At 51.7% G+C, this 17,624-nt stretch carries 11 protein-coding genes; 1 reads left to right on the plus strand and 10 read right to left on the minus strand.

Translation table 11 applies throughout. The features are described 5' to 3' along the window. Nucleotides 1-4: 4 nt before the first annotated feature. The 9 genes from BLW29_RS23805 to BLW29_RS23850 all read right to left on the minus strand — a co-directional run bounded on the left by BLW29_RS23805 (nt 5) and on the right by BLW29_RS23850 (nt 15,394). Nucleotides 5-1,768 (minus strand): glycoside hydrolase family 2 protein, encoded by a 1,764-nt coding sequence (locus BLW29_RS23805; protein ID WP_090984297.1) that lies wholly within the window; start codon nt 1,766-1,768, stop codon nt 5-7. Beyond that, on the minus strand, nt 1,765-3,543 hold the full coding sequence (locus BLW29_RS23810; protein ID WP_256208851.1) for a glycoside hydrolase family 2 protein: 1,779 nt from the start codon (nt 3,541-3,543) through the stop codon (nt 1,765-1,767). Before BLW29_RS23810 ends, BLW29_RS23805 begins: the two co-directional genes overlap by 4 nt. Next, nucleotides 3,536-4,552 carry a glycoside hydrolase family 43 protein gene (locus BLW29_RS23815; protein WP_090984301.1) on the minus strand — a complete coding sequence of 339 codons (1,017 nt, stop codon included), beginning with the start codon at nt 4,550-4,552 and terminating at the stop codon, nt 3,536-3,538. The genes BLW29_RS23810 and BLW29_RS23815 overlap by 8 nt, the downstream gene beginning before the upstream one ends. Nucleotides 4,553-4,843: 291 nt before the next feature. Then, on the minus strand, nt 4,844-5,779 hold the full coding sequence (locus BLW29_RS23825; RefSeq protein ID WP_090984304.1) for an ArsR/SmtB family transcription factor: 936 nt from the start codon (nt 5,777-5,779) through the stop codon (nt 4,844-4,846). Between the two features lie 310 nt (nt 5,780-6,089). Continuing rightward, nucleotides 6,090-6,881: a phytanoyl-CoA dioxygenase family protein gene (locus tag BLW29_RS23830; protein WP_090984306.1), complete on the minus strand. Its 792-nt coding sequence runs from the start codon at nt 6,879-6,881 to the stop codon at nt 6,090-6,092. A gap of 1,454 nt (nt 6,882-8,335) precedes the next feature. Next, a complete protein-coding gene (locus tag BLW29_RS23835; RefSeq protein WP_177186798.1) occupies nt 8,336-9,592 on the minus strand; it encodes a DegT/DnrJ/EryC1/StrS family aminotransferase in 1,257 nt (418 codons plus the stop codon). A gap of 653 nt (nt 9,593-10,245) precedes the next feature. After that, nucleotides 10,246-11,877, minus strand: a complete 1,632-nt coding sequence (locus BLW29_RS23840) for a response regulator (protein WP_090984310.1) — start codon at nt 11,875-11,877, stop codon at nt 10,246-10,248. Between the two features lie 14 nt (nt 11,878-11,891). Then, the gene (locus BLW29_RS23845) at nt 11,892-13,625 is read right to left on the minus strand and encodes a sensor histidine kinase (protein WP_177186799.1); all 1,734 of its coding nucleotides are present in this window, start codon (nt 13,623-13,625) and stop codon (nt 11,892-11,894) included. Nucleotides 13,626-13,720: 95 nt separating this feature from the next. After that, nucleotides 13,721-15,394, minus strand: a complete 1,674-nt coding sequence (locus BLW29_RS23850) for an extracellular solute-binding protein (RefSeq protein WP_090984314.1) — start codon at nt 15,392-15,394, stop codon at nt 13,721-13,723. A gap of 248 nt (nt 15,395-15,642) precedes the next feature. On the opposite strand from BLW29_RS23850, the gene BLW29_RS23855 reads away from it, so the two are divergent. Then, a complete protein-coding gene (locus tag BLW29_RS23855) occupies nt 15,643-16,455 on the plus strand; it encodes a polysaccharide deacetylase family protein (RefSeq protein WP_177186800.1) in 813 nt (270 codons plus the stop codon). On the opposite strand, the gene BLW29_RS23860 is transcribed toward BLW29_RS23855, so the two are convergent. Then, nucleotides 16,418-17,548 (minus strand): ROK family transcriptional regulator, encoded by a 1,131-nt coding sequence (locus BLW29_RS23860; protein ID WP_256208860.1) that lies wholly within the window; start codon nt 17,546-17,548, stop codon nt 16,418-16,420. The genes BLW29_RS23855 and BLW29_RS23860 overlap by 38 nt on opposite strands. Nucleotides 17,549-17,624 lie beyond the last annotated feature (76 nt).

Below are 17,624 nucleotides of genomic sequence, written 5' to 3' on the forward strand. Positions count from 1 at the left end.
GCTCCTAAGCCAAATTGATTTCACGTAACTTCTCCAGCGGTACCTTCGACTCCCGACGGTCGTTCAGCAAACCGTTCACTTCCTGCTGAACGTCCGTAATTTGGGTGTAGCAGTACCCCACGATATAATCGGTAGCCTTGATGGCTTCATGTATGCCGCGGAAGCGGTCCAAGTATGCTTCCTCCGACTCCACCTGGTTGCCGTAGCCCCAGCCTTTATCGGAGCGTAAAGCAATTCCGCCGAACTCGCTGACGATGATCGGCTGCCCGGTGTACGAGTAGCCGCTTGCGAACGCGTACTTCCATTGATTGAACGATTTTTCGTTATGAACGATTTCATCCTTGCTCGCGTAACGCTGCAGAAACTCTTCTTTGGTCTCCACATAGTCGTGCAAGGTCAAGATATCGGATACGGTATGCTCCCATCCGTCATTCGTAATGACCGGACGATTCGGATCGAACGCCTTGGTGAGGTGGTATACCGCTTCCGTCAGCTTCTGCTGGCGCCGGTCGTGCAGGATGTTCATTACCCCCCACGACTCATTGAAGGGAACCCAAGTAATAATGCTCGGATGGTTGTACTGCTGCCGAACGACCTCCATCCACTCCGTCGTGAACTTCTGGATGGCATTATCGTTAAACTCAAACGTCGCCGCCATTTCCGACCAGACGAGCACGCCTTTCACGTCGCACCAGTATAGGAAGCGCGCGTCCTCCACCTTCATATGCTTGCGAACGCCGTTGTAGCCCATCTCCAGCAATTTATCGATATCCTCGATAAGTGCCGCTTCCGACGGAGGCGTCAGATGACTGTCCGGCCAGTAGCCTTGGTCGAGTACGAGCCGCTGATAGATCGGCACGTTATTGAGCAGCACTTTGCCTTTCTCGATTGAAATCTTGCGCATGCCGAAGTAGGCGTACACATGATCGACCACCAGGTCGCCTTGATAGAGCACGAACTCCACATCATATAAATTCGGATGCTCCGGCGACCAGTGGCAATGTTTCCAAGGACCGTTCATCTCGTGTACAAGATCGACATCGAGCTGCAGCCACGGACGGTCGATCGTCAGACTTACCTGCTTCACCTGACGGCCCTTCAGCGTAACAAGTGTCTCGATACGATAATCTCCGCCTGCGTACGCCCCGCCTTTAACCTGATATTCGAAGCGTACGGAACGGGCATCGATGTCCGGCGTTATTTTGACAGAGTCCACATGTACCGACGAGACGAATTCCAGCCATACGGATTGCCAGATACCGGTTGTCTGCACATAGAAGCATTCGAAGTTCTCGGCAACCCATCTTTGCTTGCCCCGCGGCTGCGTCGCGTCCATGCTGTCCTCAGCCTTTACGGTCAGCTCGTTCGTGCCGCCTATCTTGACGTACGGTGTAATGTCAAACGAGAATGCCGTATACCCTCCGTCGTGACGGCCGATGTATTCGCCGTTTATCCATACTTTCGCTGTATAATCGACCGCCTGAAAATGAAGCACTATTCGCTTGCCTTCCTCGCTGGCCGGCACATCGAATGATCGGTTGTACCAGACGTTCGGATGATGAGCTTCGTCACCGATGCCGCTCGCTGGGGTTTCGTAGGAGAACGGAACGACGATCGTTCGATCACCGCCGAAGCTGCGCGGCCAGCCATCCGCCTCGCCCCGATTCTCGTCGTCGAAGCCGAAGCGCCATTCTCCGTTCAAATCCGTCCACTGCTCACGCACGAATTGAGGTCTCGGGTAGCCGGGTCTATACATTTTCGTCGTCATTTCGAATCTCCTGCGCTCTGTCCGGTCACGATCCGGCGAATCGCCTCAAGCGGAACTTTAGGAACGCGATCGTACGTGAGCAGACCGTTAATTTCTTGCTCGACGTCCGTTAATTGCGTATAACAAACCGCTTGTACCACCGGAGACAAGAGCAGCGGGCGAAACACGGCGTTCAACCGCTTGAGGAAATCCTCATCGTCGGTTGCGCCGGAATACCCCCAGCCTTCCCAGTCGCTTTTGCGGAACGAAATGCCTCCGAATTCCGTGACCATAACGGGTTGCCCCTTATACGATGCATCGCCTACGAAGATTCTGCGGTTGGCCGGCATCGCTTCGAGTGCGCTGCTTGTGGTCGCATATCGCTCAGCCAGCACCTCTTCGCGCCACTCGTAATCATGAATCGCTACGAAGTCCGTCTCGAGCATCTCCCAGCCGTCGTTGCCGATAACAGGCCTTGTATCATCTAACGATTTGACCAAATGATACATCGCCAGTGCATGCTGCTGCTGCCTGACATCGATTTGAATGTTAGGCACGCCCCAGCTCTCGTTAATCGGAACCCAAGCCACGATGCATGGATGGTTGTAGTCACGCTCAACAATCTCGTGCCACTCGCGGGTAAAACGACCGGCGTAGGTTTCCGAGTATTGATAAGCGTTCGCGCATTCTCCCCATACGAGGAGGCCATTGCGATCGCAATGATAGAGGAACAGGGGATCTTCCGTCTTCTGATGCTTGCGCACCCCGTTGAACCCCATTGCTCGGGTCAGTTCAATATCCTTCAGAATCGCCTCTTCCGAAGGCGGGGTCAGAATACCATCCGGGAAGTAGCCTTGATCGAGCACCAAACGCATGAAGTACGGACGGTTGTTCAAGTTGAACTTACCGTTCTCGATAGATACTTTACGCATGCCGAAGTAGCTGTCGCATTCATCCACGACATGGCCGTCTACACTAAGGCGGAAACGGACATCGTACAGATTCGGTTTCTCCGGCGACCACCAGCGTCCCAATCCATGATCGTTAAAATCATGAAGGCGAATCGTTCTCGACTCTTCTCTGCCGTTCACTTTGAATCTTTCTTCCGCTACCGCCTCGCCTTCGAAACTGATGGCCGCTTCCACCCATACTTCTTGTCGTGCCGCCGCTTCCGACACAAAAGTGCGAATCTCGATTTCATTCCGGTCAATATCCGGCTTAAACTTCAATTTATCGATATGTACGGCATGCACAGGCTCCAGCCACACACTTTGCCAGATCCCCGTCGTACGCGTATAGAAAATGCTGGCCGATTGCTCTTCCCAATACTGCTTGCCCCTTGGCTGCGTCAGGTCCAAGCTGTCATCTTCCGCTCTTACCGTGATGACGTTCCCGCCGTCCTTCAACAGGTCGGTGATATCCTGCCGGAATGGCGTGTGGCCGCCTTCATGGGTAACAGCCAGCTGTTCGTTCACCCACACCTTTGCCTTATAATCGACCGCGCCGAAATGAAGGACGATCCGCTGTCCGCTCCATTCGCTCGGCACGTGGATCATTTTCCGGTACCAGACCACATCATGAAAGGAAGCATCGCCGATTCCGCTAAGCGCGCTTTGGTAAGCGAACGGCACTTGAATCTTCAGATAAAATGGCGCTGCGTTCGTATACCACTTATCGCTTTCGCCCTTCCTCTCGTCGTCGAAAGCGAAGTCCCATTCTCCGTTTAAGCTCAGCCATTGCTCACGCTTCTGACTCGGTCTTGGATATTCAGGTCTAATGTCGGTTCCTTTAATCATGTTGTACATTTCCTCCCGGTTGGTTTGTTTGTGAGTCGTCCGTTTCCTCCGAGTACTCTCCGGATGGAACAGGATAGTCGATACCTGAGGCAAGCGGTTTACCGAAATCAGGGTATCCTGCCGCTGTCCAATTGAATTTCTGCATCCGAGGCTGCCTCATGCCGGCGCCGCCCTCCGACTGAGGAATCGCATGATAGACGATCCAATCCTCAAGGCCGTCCGGCGATTGCGTAAAGCTGTTATGGCCCGGCGCATATACGCTGTTATCCGTACATTTCGCGAATACCGGGTGATCGCTTTTGGTCCACGAATCCGGGTCTAAGAGATCGCTTCTTTCATCCGCTGCAAGCATGCCTAATGAATAATCGTCCGACCAAGTCGTGCTGGCAGAGTAGATAAGGAACACCTTGCCGTATCGGACAAGGAAACACGGGCCTTCATTGATCGCCATGCCGCCTTGCTTCTCCCATTCGAATTCCGGTTTCGTCAGCAGCGCTTCCGGCCCTGTCAGCGTCCATGGATTGTCCATCCGAGCCGCGTAAATCGCCGAGCCGTATTCGGGGAAATGACCGTAACCGGCATACATAAAGTACAGCTTGCCAGCATGCTGCAATATTGTGCCGTCCAGTCCGGGCAGCGCCGTATTGATCGCTCCCTTCTCCGTCCATGCTCCTTGTGCCGGGTTGGCGCTTTCATTTTCCAATACATAAACTTTACGTCCGTTATCTCCGCTGCCATCGCTCGCCGTAAAGTAGACATACCACTTGTCCTGAACGAAATGAATTTCCGGTGCCCATAACTCCCTGCTGCCCGGACCTTCGGATGGAGGAAGCCAAATCGTGGTCGGAGGCGATTGGGCAATTCCGCTCATGGTTCGTGACCGATGCAGCTCCAAGCGGTTGCCGCGGGTTACCATGTAATAGTAGAAGCCGTCGGAATGCCGATACATCCAAGGATCCGCTCCGCTCTTCATCATGGGATTCTGAAAGGTTTTAGCTGGATTCGTCATCTACTCGTACTCCTTATCGAGTTATAAACAACTTTTATGTTTCAATCGAAATTTCAGAGTCGGATTTATGATAAAATTGCATGATTTCATTCGGAATTTGCATGAAACGATTCCATCCCTCCGATCCAATGGCGTATTGCTTTGGCAACTCGACCATTTCGCCCAATATAAAACAAATTATATGTTCGCTTCAACGCCGATGTCAACGCTTTCTAACAAAATTATTGTTATTAATAACAAAAAAACAAGCGCATAAGCGCCGTTATAAACAACTATGTTGTTTTTTTCAAATCATTCTATAGCAGGCTCATAATGCACCTTCATAATAATGTCCTGATCGTAGTTTCCGAATCCGCGGCCGAACAAATTCAGCCCGCCTTTATGAACGGCATCCGGTTTCACGCCGACCTTAAACCGAATGTTCGGCTGGGCATCGATGTGCAGATCTTGCAGCGTCACATCGGACACCTTGTGATTATCGACCGTGCTCTTATCCTTGTCCACCCGAAACGTCTTTAACAGCCCGTATTGCGTGCTGCTGTCATGCCACCATTCCGGATTATTCTTACCTCGCTTATCGCCGAAATCACCGGGAGACGTCCATGTTCCCACTTCGATGTCATTAATCCAAACCGTGATGTCCGATGGCCAGTCGTTATTGAAATTAGGGGCCTCCGAGCAAAGCTCGAGCGAAAATTCGATTGCTTTCATATCGATGTTCCGCGGCAGCGAACGAGGAAAGCGGTATTCGATCCAGCCTTGTCTCAGCCAGACGATCTGCGCTGTGCGGCCTTCCGGATGAAAGAAGCTTGCAGGATCGTCTTCCGGGATCACCATCGACTCCGTGTTGGCGATGCCGCAGGTCGGATGCACTTCCACGTCGACGTAATGACCGATCGGCATTTCGATTTCAAAGATTTGCTCCTTCTTGATGTACCCTTTGATCGGATTCAAGATCATTCTGACATCGTCGAAATTCCGCTTGCATACTTTCATGGCGCCGCGGCTTGCAGGCAATATCTCGGTCAGTATAAGCCCTGCCTCTTCCAGCACCTTCACGTTCACGCCGGCCGTGGACACCGGAATGCCCAATTTCTCGCCGATCTCATTTATATTCATGTTGTTATGATTCAGGAGCAGCTTGATAATCTTCAGCCTGGTATGCGATGACAGCGCATGTGCGACCTTTACTAATTGATCCGGTTCGTTGATAGAGAGTTCGAGCATCGAGTGTTCCCCATTTATAATATGTTTTATGTTTCTTAGCATAAAGTGAATGCCTTCAGCATACCACCCGCAAAAATCGTTTGTAAAGTCTATTAATCTTCTTATTGCGCAGTATTAACCGATTGCCGTTGAAGTAGACAAAACACAAAAAAGGAGACCCGCAGCAACGGGCCGCGGGTCTTAAAAGAATATATATAATAGGGGGTTGAGTCTTATTATAGGCGCCGAAGATTAAAACCAGATGAATTTGGCATTTCAGTTACATTACAATTGCGTTGCAATAAATACCCAGTAGTTGGATATATGCGACTTACGCAAGCTTCGGCATTAAGCCGCCTTGTATCTTGTCCCCCACTTCAAAACCAAGGCCGTCTGTGCACACATGCCCCGCTCCGCTGTAGGTCGTGCCGTCCTTGAAGAAGACAATCGCCATCGCGCGGCGCGGCTTATCCGAGTTATTCGCATGGGCAAAATGGAACGTCATCCCATCATGGAACGTGCAGCTTCCCGCCTTCATACGGCAGATGACGGCTGTGTTGCGATCCAGCTCTTTCGCACCTTCCTGTGCGAAAATATCCTCCGGCGTCACAAGGTCGACGCCTTTCAGGTTGCGGATTTTCTGCGACTTCGGTACAAACATCATGCAGCCGTTGTTCTCGTCCACATCGTCGAGCGCAATCCAGATCGAGAATGCGACCATCGGCTCCGTATCCTTAACCGGCCAATATGGACGGTCTTGATGCCAAGGCGTTACTTTGGAATCGCCGGGCATCTTCAGCAAAGCATGATCGTGGAAGAGGCGAATGCCATCGAACCCCGTCAGTTGCTTGCCCATATCCGCGAAACGCTCGCCAAGCACGAAGCGTGCCATTCCCCCGTGATCCCGCCACGTATTCACGCGTTGGTTCAGCACCTTGTAATACGCGCCGCCAGCCTGATCCGTTTGCAGCCCACGCGCACCTTGGTTGTTCATCGTCTCATCCATATATCCTTGAAACTCCACTAACTCCTCCGGCGATAAAATATTATCAATCTGCACGAAACCATTTTCACGATAAAATTGCACTTTTTCTTCAGCTACTTGGATCTTCGAATTCAACATGCGCTCAAGTCCCCTTTATGAATCGGATATATCTCCAATTTACACCCGAAACGTCCGATCATCTTGGAGGATATGGGATAAAACTAAGACGATCTGCCAGAATCGAGCAGCAGCCATCGAGCTGCGGCTCTCAGCCATTCGGAGGAGGCAGTGGAGGTTAGTGTGAGTGCATAAACCCGGTGGAATCCGCTTAACATCTGAGTCATCGCCGCTATGAGCTCCTTCGACTCGAAATTCAGGAGCGATAAGCGGCATATCCTCTTATCGCACTCTAAACTAACTTATTCTTGGGCTTTAAGAGGCATATCCTCTTAACGCCTGAGTTATCGCCGCTATGAGCTCCTTCGACTCGAAAATCAGGAGCGATAAGCGGCATATCCGCTTATTGCACTCTAAACTAACTAATTACTGGGCTTTAAGCGGCATATCCTCTTAACTCCTGAGCTATCGCCGCTATGGGCAGCCTCGACTCGAAATTCAGGATCGATAAGCGGTATATCCTCTTATTGCACTCTAAACTAACTAATTACTAGGCGTTAAGCGGCATATCCTCTTAACTCCTGAGCTATCGCCGCTATGAGCTCCTTCGACTCGAAATTCAGGATCGATAAGCGGTATATCCTCTTATCGCACTCTAAACTAACTAATTCTTGGGAGTTAAGCGGCATATCCGCTTAACTCCTGAGCTATCGTCGCCACGAGCTCCTTCGACTCGAAATCAGGATCGATAAGCGGTATATCCTCTTATCGCACTCTAAACTAACTAATTCTTAGGCGTTAAGCGGCATATCTGCTTATTATGCTTTAATCTCGCTCAGAGCAGAGTGTGTCGTTTCTAGATTCCCTGCCCCTGCGAGGCAAAGTGAGATTAGTTTTCGCGGAGGCAGGGTTGGGTTAGTTTGAGTGCTGAGAGTATGTTTTTCCTACTCTCAGCTACTTTTTGGCGCGGTTTCGACGCTGTGAGTCGCATTTAGCGACTCTCAGCCTTCGGCGGAGGCATGGATTGGTTAGTTTGGGTGCTGAGAGTAAGTTTATCCGACTCTCAGCTATTTTTTGGTGCGTTTTCGCCGCTGAGAGTCGCGTTTTACGACTCTCGGCCTTCGGCGGAGGCAGGGTTGGGTTAGTTTGGGTGCTGAGAGTAAGTTTATCCGACTCTCAGCTATTTTTTGATGCGTATTCGCCGCTGAGAGTCGCGTTTTACGACTCTCAGCCTTCGGCGGAGGCAGGGTTGGGTTAGTTTGGGTGCTGAGAGTATGTTATTCCGACTCTCAGCTATTTTTTGGTACGGTTTCGCCGCTGAGAGTCGCGTTTTGCGACTCTCAGCCCTCGGCGGAGGCATGGTTTGGTTTGTTTGGGTGCTGAGAGTATGTTTTTCCGACTCTCAGCTACTTTTTGGCGCGGTTTCGCCGCTGAGAGTCCCGTTTTGCGACTCTCAGCCTTCGGCGGAGACAGGGTTATAGAAGAACTGCGGCCACCTTCTGAATGGCTTGGATGACATCATCGCAATCCTCATTCGACATCCGCTGATGAAGGCCAATGCTGATCGCCCGGCCCAAATAATCCAAGGTGACCGGACACATATCCGGGTCATAGCTTACGCTGCCTTTATACGCGTCACAATTCCAAGGCGTCCCAACGGGAGAAGCCATTCTTTTCTGCAAAATATAATCCCAATTCCGATAGATGTGCCGGTCCGCAACGCCGCCATTATCGACGGTTCCGTTCGGAATACCCTCGGCTTGCAGCGCTTTGCTAAATGCTGAGGCCTTATTGCCCTCCGGCAAATAGAACACGAAGCTAACGCCGCAATCCCCTGCTGGATCAACAACACGCTGAAGCGTCAGCCCAGGTACTTGCGCTACGCCGGCAACGATACGCTGCTTGTTCTCTCGAAGCTGACCCAGAATCGTGTCCAGCTTCTGCGCTTGCGCAAAGCCCAATGCGCCGTTAATCTCACTCATGCGGTAATTTTCGCCTGGTATGGTATCCACAGAATTATCGCCGCCCCAGAACTGAAACGCACAGTCATGCTGATGGCCAGCACGAATATAGCCTTCAAGGCTGTTCGTCACGACCATGCCGCCCTCTCCGGCGGTAATGACTTTATAATGCTGAAAGCTGAAGCAGCCATAATCGCCGATCGATCCCAGAGGTTTGCCGAAATAGGAACCGCCATTGGCTTGCGCCACATCTTCAATAACGACAAGGCCGTGCTGCTTGGCAATGGTCATAATTTCGTTCATCTGTGCCATGACGCCGCGCATATGAACAGGAATAACCGCCTTGGTATAGGGAGTAATCGCAGCCTTGAATGCGGCAGGATCCATATTCAGCGTATCATCGCACTCTACGATGACAGGGACGGCCCGCACCGCCACGACCGCTGCCGCAGTCGCGATAAACGTATACGCGGGCACGATCACTTCATCTCCGGGACCGATGCCTGCCGCTGCCAATGCGCAAATCAACGAGGATGTGCCCCCATTAACGGCGAGCGCATACGACACTCCTAGCCGATCCTTATAAAATTTCTCTAACAAGGCCGGGTATGACTCTTCCTGCTTATTCATAAAACGGAACATCCTGCGAGAGTCCAATGCCTTCAGTACATATTCCTTCTCCAGCTCACCAATCTCATCCGGTCCGTGGAATTGAAAGGTCCACGGCTTACTGCGAACCGGCTTCCCCTGCTCGATCGCCAAACGCTCCACCAGGCATGCTCCTTCCGCTGCTGAATTAATTTACAATTTAAATTATATGTCCGAAATCCCTTTCAGTAAATGCCGTTTTGGTAATATTTACAGCAAAATGATAAGTAGATGCTGTTATGGGCACGCACGCCGATTTTCGCTCCTTCTCCCCCAGTAACACGCAGTCCGCAAGTAGCTAACGAACCGTAGAGGCCTTATTCGGTCGGGTTTCTAGCCTTTGAAATTCTAACGAACCATAGGGGCCTTATTTCAGCAAAATCGGTTCCAACCCACCACTAAATCATCAAATAAGACCTCCACGGTTCGTTAGATTTTTTGGGGAGCTATTTTGAGGCAAATAAGACCTGTACAGTTCGTTAGAGCTAGACTGGTTAGGTGGTTGGACAAGTTTGGCTTGGTGAGTAGAGTTAGGTGGGTTGAGCTGGCTGGGTGAGTCGAGTTGGCTGTTGGGTCGGGTGGTTGAGCTGACTGGCAGGGAGGCTGAACTGTTTGGCTGGTTAGATTGAGGTAATTGGGCCGGTCGGCGCGACTGGCGCAGTGGCGCGGTTCGCGCGATTCGCGCACCCGGTTCGCTGGCCAGGGCAAGCCGAGTCCGTCCGGCTCCCCCTGCCCACAACAAATAGCCCCCCACTTCCCAGGCGCTATCTCAAGCGCTATTGATCCCTACAATCCTGAGGTGTCATCCCATAATGCTTCTTGAACACTTTTATGAAATAAGAGTCGTTCTGATAGCCGAGCTTAGCGGCAATCTCGTAAATTTTCACCTCGGTATGCTTGAGCAGGTGGACCGCCTTCTCCATGCGAGTACGGTACACATAGTCACTGATGCTCTCGCCGGTTTCCAATTTGTAGACTCTGGACAAGTAGGCTGGATGCAGATGAACCTGATCCGCAATGAGCGGCACCGAAATCCCTTGCGACAGATTGCGCTCGATAAATTGATTCACCTGCCGCACGATCATCCCCCGTGAATCCTTGATCTCTTGGTGCACGCTGAATTCCAGCTGCTCCAGCACGCTGAACGCCCACTTCCGCAGCCCTTCAACTGTACGAAAATGAACCGGCCCGTCAAACAAGGCATAGTCCTCCGGCCGAATCAATTCGGCTAATGACTTGCCGTTCTGGTGCGCGAAATGAATAAAGCCGGTGCACAGACAATAGTAAACTTCCATGCAGCGCTCATAGAAATGCGCAGAGCCCGCGGCCATTTCCCGGAAGATACGCTCTAGCTTTGCCCATAAGTCTTCCATTCTGCCTGCTTCAATAAGCAGGATGAGCGACGGCGGCTCATGCAGGCTGCTCAGCGCATGAAACTCACGACCCTCCGGCAATTCATCCGTGAGGATGAAGAATCCTCGTTCGCCGCCCGTTTTATTGCGCATGGCAAAGAGACAGCTTCGATAGAGCTCTTGCAGCCGCTGCGGGAACAAGTCTGGTCCGCTTATAATGATGGAAATGTGACCTTTCAGATACAGGCCGACATGATTTTGCAGTTGCTCCGCCAGCCGCTCCAGCACCACCCGCTGACCGCCGCTCCCGTGAGCAACAGCGGCTGCAGTTCCTTCCAATGAGCGCAATACAAATACGAGGTTCTCATGCTCATCCACGCCGCTCCACACCGCGAAATAAGGGCCAAATACTTCCTCCACGATGTTCGCCATCGCAAACTCCAGCAAGACCGACCGGCTTCGGTCAAACGCGGCGAAACCTTCCTCTACCCGAATCAACAGCATAAACACGTCATCCCCAGGCGTAAAAGGAAGCTCGATCATGTTGATTTTCTGCGCCAGAACGGCATCCGAGGGACATTGGCCATGCAGCAAATCATCGAGCAGATCCCGGCGAATCAATGGGAGATTGTCTTGCATCAGCCGAGCAAGATGCTTATAGGAGTGCAGCTCCTCCCATTCCTTGCTCAATTGGAGGAGCGCCTTCCGGACAGCTTCCATCAGTTCCTCATCAGCAACAGGTTTGATTAAATAATCGTCAGCCTGCACCTGCAGCGCCTTCTTCGCAAAGTCGAATTCGGCATGACCGGATAGCAGAATGCATTTCGTCTTCTTGGCGGTACGACGAATATACTCGATCAGTTCCAAACCGCTCATGCCCGGCATTCGAATGTCGGTAATGACGACATCGACCGCATTCTTATCTAGAATTACCGCAGCTTCATCGCCTGAGTAAGCTTTGTACACCGTGCCGACGCCGAGCTCTTCCCACGGAATAATAACCTCCAAATTATCAACGACGGAACGTTCATCGTCTACGAGCAGAATTTGATGCATGGCGCCTCTCCTATCTACGGATTGTCATGCTCGCTTCCCGGCCAATGCAAGATAGCCCTCGTACCTCCTTGCGGTAATTGCTGCAAGGTCAATCCCGCTCCATGGCCAAAATAATGCAGCAGCCGCTGATGCACATTCCACATGCCGCAGCCATTCTCTTCCGCAAGGGGAAACGAGAAGCTGCGATTCAGAGCGGCCAGCGATTCCGGTGCAATTCCGCAGCCGTTATCCTCTATTAGAATCCGATAGCCCTCGAAACCTGGCCGTATTTCCCCTCGCACCGCAATCATACCACTGCCATTAAGCGGCTCTAAGCCATGAAGGACAGCATTCTCAATGATCGGCTGCAGCAGGAAACGCGGCACATGAAGCCCCAGCATCGATTCGGGCAAATCAATCCGGTATTCAATCTTGTGCATCCGCAGCGACTGAATCATAAGGTAGCTGCGAATCAGCTCCACTTCTTCCGCAAGCGTGGCGCTTTGATTCTCCGTCCGTGCCGCATAGCGATAGAACTTGCCGAGCTGGACGCACATCGTCGCCACGGCCGCATCGTTGCCGATCTGCGCCATATTTTTGATGAAATATAGACATTTATATATGAAATGCGGAGCAATCTGCGATTGCAGCTGCTTAAGCGTTGCCTCGCGCGAGCGAAGCTCCTCCTTATAGACCTTCTCGATTAAGCCTTGGATTTCCACGGCCATTTCGTTAAAGCCTTGCACCAGATAAATAAACTCCGGATTCGAGGGCTCGGCAATCCGCACGGAGTAATCGCCTCTCTTAAATCGGCGAACCCCTTTAAGCAGCATTTTGATAGGAACTTGGACATCGCGGTACAAGAAGAAGGCTGCTCCGATTGCAAGCAGCGAGAACACGCCGACCGAGAGATAAAACCGGGTTCGACTGGCTTCGATCGGCTTCAGAATAGCACTAAGCGGGACATAATCAATGAGCACCCAATTCGGCATTGAGGTGGGAATGGCGTTTACGAGGAATTGTTCATGATCAATGGTCACTACGGAGTCGTTATCTTGCAGCTGCTTCTTGTCGCTTGCGGCATCGGCAATCCGATAAGCCAGCGACCTGTTCGCCAAGCGATCGGCAATGACCGGCTCGCCGGTATGAAACAAGAAAGGCGCACTGCCGCTCGAAGCCTTATATTCATCCAACTTATTGATAAAATTATCTGCAGGAAAGCTGACTTCGACGATGAGCTTAGCCTGCTTCACATCATTATAGGCGGTAATGGGATCTACGCTATACCAATAAAACTTGCCGCTGCTGCCTGCTCCTCCGGATCGATACGCCCAACTGCGCGACATGTATTGCCGCAGATAAGCCTCGTCGTATTCCACCCTCGCTCCGCTTGATAGCACCTCTTGAACGGTAGTCGCGTAGACGCTTATGTTGTTTGGCCATCGCATAATTGTACTGTTGAGCACAAGCTTTTCCACTATGGCATTTTTGGTGCGTGAAGGGTCGAGCAGCCCGGGGAGGGAATACAGATATTGAAACTCCCTTATCGTCGGATCCTGGCCGAGCATAATGGCATTCATCGACAACTGCTCCAGTACCGTGTCGAGCTGCGTGGATAGACCGGCCAAGCGCTGTTTGCCTGCTTCCCGCAATTCCTTCTGTACGACCTTCATGCTGACTTGATGCGAATTGCTGTACTGAATGCCAATCGGGATAGTTACGATGAGGAGGATGCCGAGCACTCTGCCAAACGTGTTTAATTTTCGCATCTTAATGGAGAACGCTCCGTTCCGAATAAGGTCAAAACAGTCCATCATCCGGTTCGTGGACTCCACTCGCCGGATGATGAACTGTCTGCTGCGATTTATTTACTTTGGACAGAGGCGTACCAATCGTTCGCTTCTGTAGTCATTTGATCTCCGCCCGATTGCTTCCATTGTGTCACAAAATCTTCAAAGTGGTCAATCGGGATATCGCCGTAAATCATCTTGTTATACGTCTCCAGCACGAGCTTATTCAAGAACTCCCCTTTGGCCTTCATCGTCGGCGTAGGCGCACCGATGAACTTATCCGCATGAGAGGCATCCACCTGCTGCATGACCACTCCGGCTGCAGCGAGCATTTCAGGCGCGTAACCGTGGGAGTTCTTCACTTCGAACGGCGTTTCCGGCGCCTTGCCTTCTCCAAGAGCAGCAAGCGTCTTCATATTCAGAGACGGAATGATGGCACCGTCGAAGGTGAGCGAATATTTCTCGACTTCAATCGCACCGCCGGGGATGTCAGCGCCATAGACCGGCTTATTGTCGACAAGGTCGTAATCGTAGCCTTGATGCATCCCAAACTCCATCGGATCGCCCTTCTTCGGATTGGCATAATGATCAAACAGATAGTTCTGGTAGGCGAAGAAAATTTCCGGATGCTTCATATCCTTATTGATCAGAACGACGCCGTTATTGCCCGGTGTCCCGTGGCGCATGACCGTTCCGTTAGGCCCTGCCGGAATCGGGTAAGCCTTTATTTCCGCGCCAGGAACATTATCCTTCACGGCTCCGATCGGCCAAGCTACCATCCAATAAGGTCCTGCCACGATGCCGGTTTTACCGGCAACGAACGATTCCGTCGGTTTGACTTCATCCATAATACCGGCTTCTTTCGTGATGTAGCCTTTTGCCATCCAGTCGTGCAGCTTCTCAAGTCCTTGCTTTGCTTCCGGCTGAACAGAGCCGTAAACAAGCTTGCCGTCTTTGCCCTCATTCCATTGGTTCGGTAATGCGCCATATGCGCCTAATACCCAATCCACGGTAGAGCCCCAGCCATTGAACCGATCCTTGAAGCCGACGGCCATGCCATAGGTGTCTTTCTTGTTGTTGCCATCCGGATCTTGATTGACGAACGCATCCATCACCGCTTCCAGCTCATCGATCGTCGTTGGCGCTTTCAAATTCAGCTTCTTCAGCCAATCCTCGCGGATCCACAGCACGGTATCCGCATTGTATGCCCGCTCCAAGATCGGAATCCCGATTCGCTTGCCATCTCGCATGTAAGGGTACCAAGCGCTCGGCGCCTCATTCATCGCCGCTTTCCATGCATCCGATGCATACTTGTCGAACAACGCGCCTCCATCCGCGAATTTACCGGAGTCGATCAGATCCTGCGCAACCAGGTCAGAGCGCAGCGGCAGCACATCAGGGAACGGCTCGTTGGCGGACAGCGAGAGTCTGAGCTTCGTATCGAGCGCGCCATTCTGATCCGCCACCGTCCACAGATACTTAATGTCGATGCCAAGCGTGTCTTTCGTCCAACGGGTGTGCACGTTATTCTCGATGGTATCTCCGTTCTTGAACACGACGTCGCCGCCGACGCCTCTGGCTGTCGTCATCGTAACTTCAGGCGTAAACTTCCCATTGCTGGATGGAAGCGAATCCCCTTTGGATGCATTGTTTGAGCTGCCGTTGTCGTTGTTGTTTCCCGTACACGCGCTAACCGTCCCGATGAGTATCAACGATGCGAATAGTGAAACCCAGCCCCTCTTCACCATTTACTCTCCCCTTTGGCTTAAGTCTACTTCACCTTGTTTCACCCTAATTGTAGAAATCAGCCGCATCTAAAGCTATAAGAACCTCATGACTTTGATAGCAAATTGATAACAATTAATTCAACCGGGGTATTATCACTTTCCTCTAGCGTATCATGGAATAACTGTAGAAATGGCCTTTACTTTTGTCAAAATCGGCTCATATAATTTAGTAAGTAAAGTATATGGGTAGGCGAAAGGGTGAAAAAGAGGTGGCAAAGCTATTAATCGGCTATGACGTAGAGGCTGCAGATGAGCGAACCGGGCGGTTTCTCGAACAAGCTATGCAGATGCACAAGGAGCTGCAAGCCCCGGCTAGTATTTTCATCGTTGGGAGAACATTGGAGCAGAATGCGGATCGTTGCCTAAAGGCTGTTCAGGAGGGTTGGCTTGAGTTCCATCAGCATACGTATTCGCACTTGCTGCTCAAGACCGTCGTGCAGGAAAATGAGGAAGGCATTCAAGTGTTTCCCGGCGTCTCCTTCGAAGCAGCCAAGGAAGATATCCTCCGCGGACAGAAAGCGCTGCACGATATTCTCGGCATCGCTTGTACCGGGTTGACAGCGCCTTATAATTATTATCGCGGCCTTAGTGACCGGCTGGATTTGCTTGAGGTTCTGCGCGATTGCGGCATCAAGATCGTCCGATCGGCGGGACGGAACGAGCGGGATTGGCAGCCGGTTCCCTTCGAATGGCAGCCGTACTTCTACGAGCCTCAGGGCTACGGTCAAATCTTGGAATGCCCGCTGCACGGCTGGCAGGACTGCATTGCTCGGGAAAGGCTCGGATGGGAGAACGTCTCGGAGTATGTAGAGTGGCTGAAGCGTGATATCGACTACGCCGTCGACCACGATCTGGACTTCGTCTACTGCAGCCATGATTGGAGCAGCATCACCTGCGATCCTGACTTATCCCATCTTCGCGCCATGCTCACCTATGCTCGCGACAAGGGAATGTCGATTATGAATTACTCGGATTACTATGCGCTCAGAACCAGTTCATCCACTTCGCCTTCGCCAGCGTAAGCGCACCGAAGATGCCTTCATCATTGCCAAAAGAGCTTCGCTCCATCTGCAGCCGCTGTGTAGCGAATCGATTGGCACGGCGCAGTATCGTTCTTCGCATCTCATCGAATACGGACGGCAGCAGCTCGATAACCGGGCCGCTTACGTAGATCGCCCTCGGGTTAAACAGATTGACCATATTGCTCAGCGCAATTCCGCATGCTTCGCCTGCTTCCAGACATACATCCAGCGCGATTTTATCATTCGTTCGGTACGCCTCCAGCAGTGAGCCGGCTTGTCCGCCTCTAGTACTGTAGGCCAGTTCAAGCATCGGATACGTAATAATATTCTCCAGGCATCCGTAGTTGCCGCATGTGCAGCGGATGCCTTTGTTGTCTGCCGTAATATGACCAAGCAGGCCTCCGACATTATCCGAACCCCTCAGAAGCCGGTCATTCACGATGACCCCGGCAGCGATGCCAAAGCCGATTTGCACGGTAATAAAATGCTCCATGTCCGTCCCTTTACCGGCAAACTTCTCTGCAATCGCCATCGTGCGTCCGCCCTCATCCATGTAGACCGGACAAGCGAATGCTTCCTGCATCGCATGAGGCAGCTCCACATTATCCCAGCCTTCGGCATTGGGAATATTCAAGATCTTCTGCAGCTCTGCATCGATTACGCCGGTTACGCCGACCCCGATCGCGTCAATCGATGCTTTGCTGATACCGCTGCTTTCAAGAAACGCTTCGATACTCGAGATCAGGAAGGCTGCTTTGTCGTGGTGTTCCTTGAAGAGCTGCATTTCCCATTCCGTCCGTGCGTGGATCTGCAGGCTATTGTCTGCGATGGCCACACGTATTTTGTACCCGCCAATGTCAATGCCGAGAAACCGATGCCGATCCGCCCTGGCATAGAGAAGCACTTCCTTTCTCCCTAGACCGCTGCCGACACGCTCTCCTTCCTCCAAATAACCTTGCTCGATCAACGTTTTGGTTATTTTGGTCAGGCTGGCTTGCGATAATCCGGTTTCTTCGGACAAGGCCTTACGGGAAATCCCTTTCCCCTTATCGACAAGCCTTAGGATCTGACTCAATTTCTCGCTCGGTTTCATGCTCAAGCTCCGTTCTCCTGCCGAATGTAATAAATTGAGTAAATTATAGCATGCGCAAATAGTTATGAGAATGCTA

The sequence above is a fragment of the Paenibacillus sp. CF384 genome, assembly GCF_900106745.1.
In the GTDB taxonomy this organism is placed as follows: Bacteria; Bacillota; Bacilli; order Paenibacillales; family Paenibacillaceae; genus Paenibacillus_Z.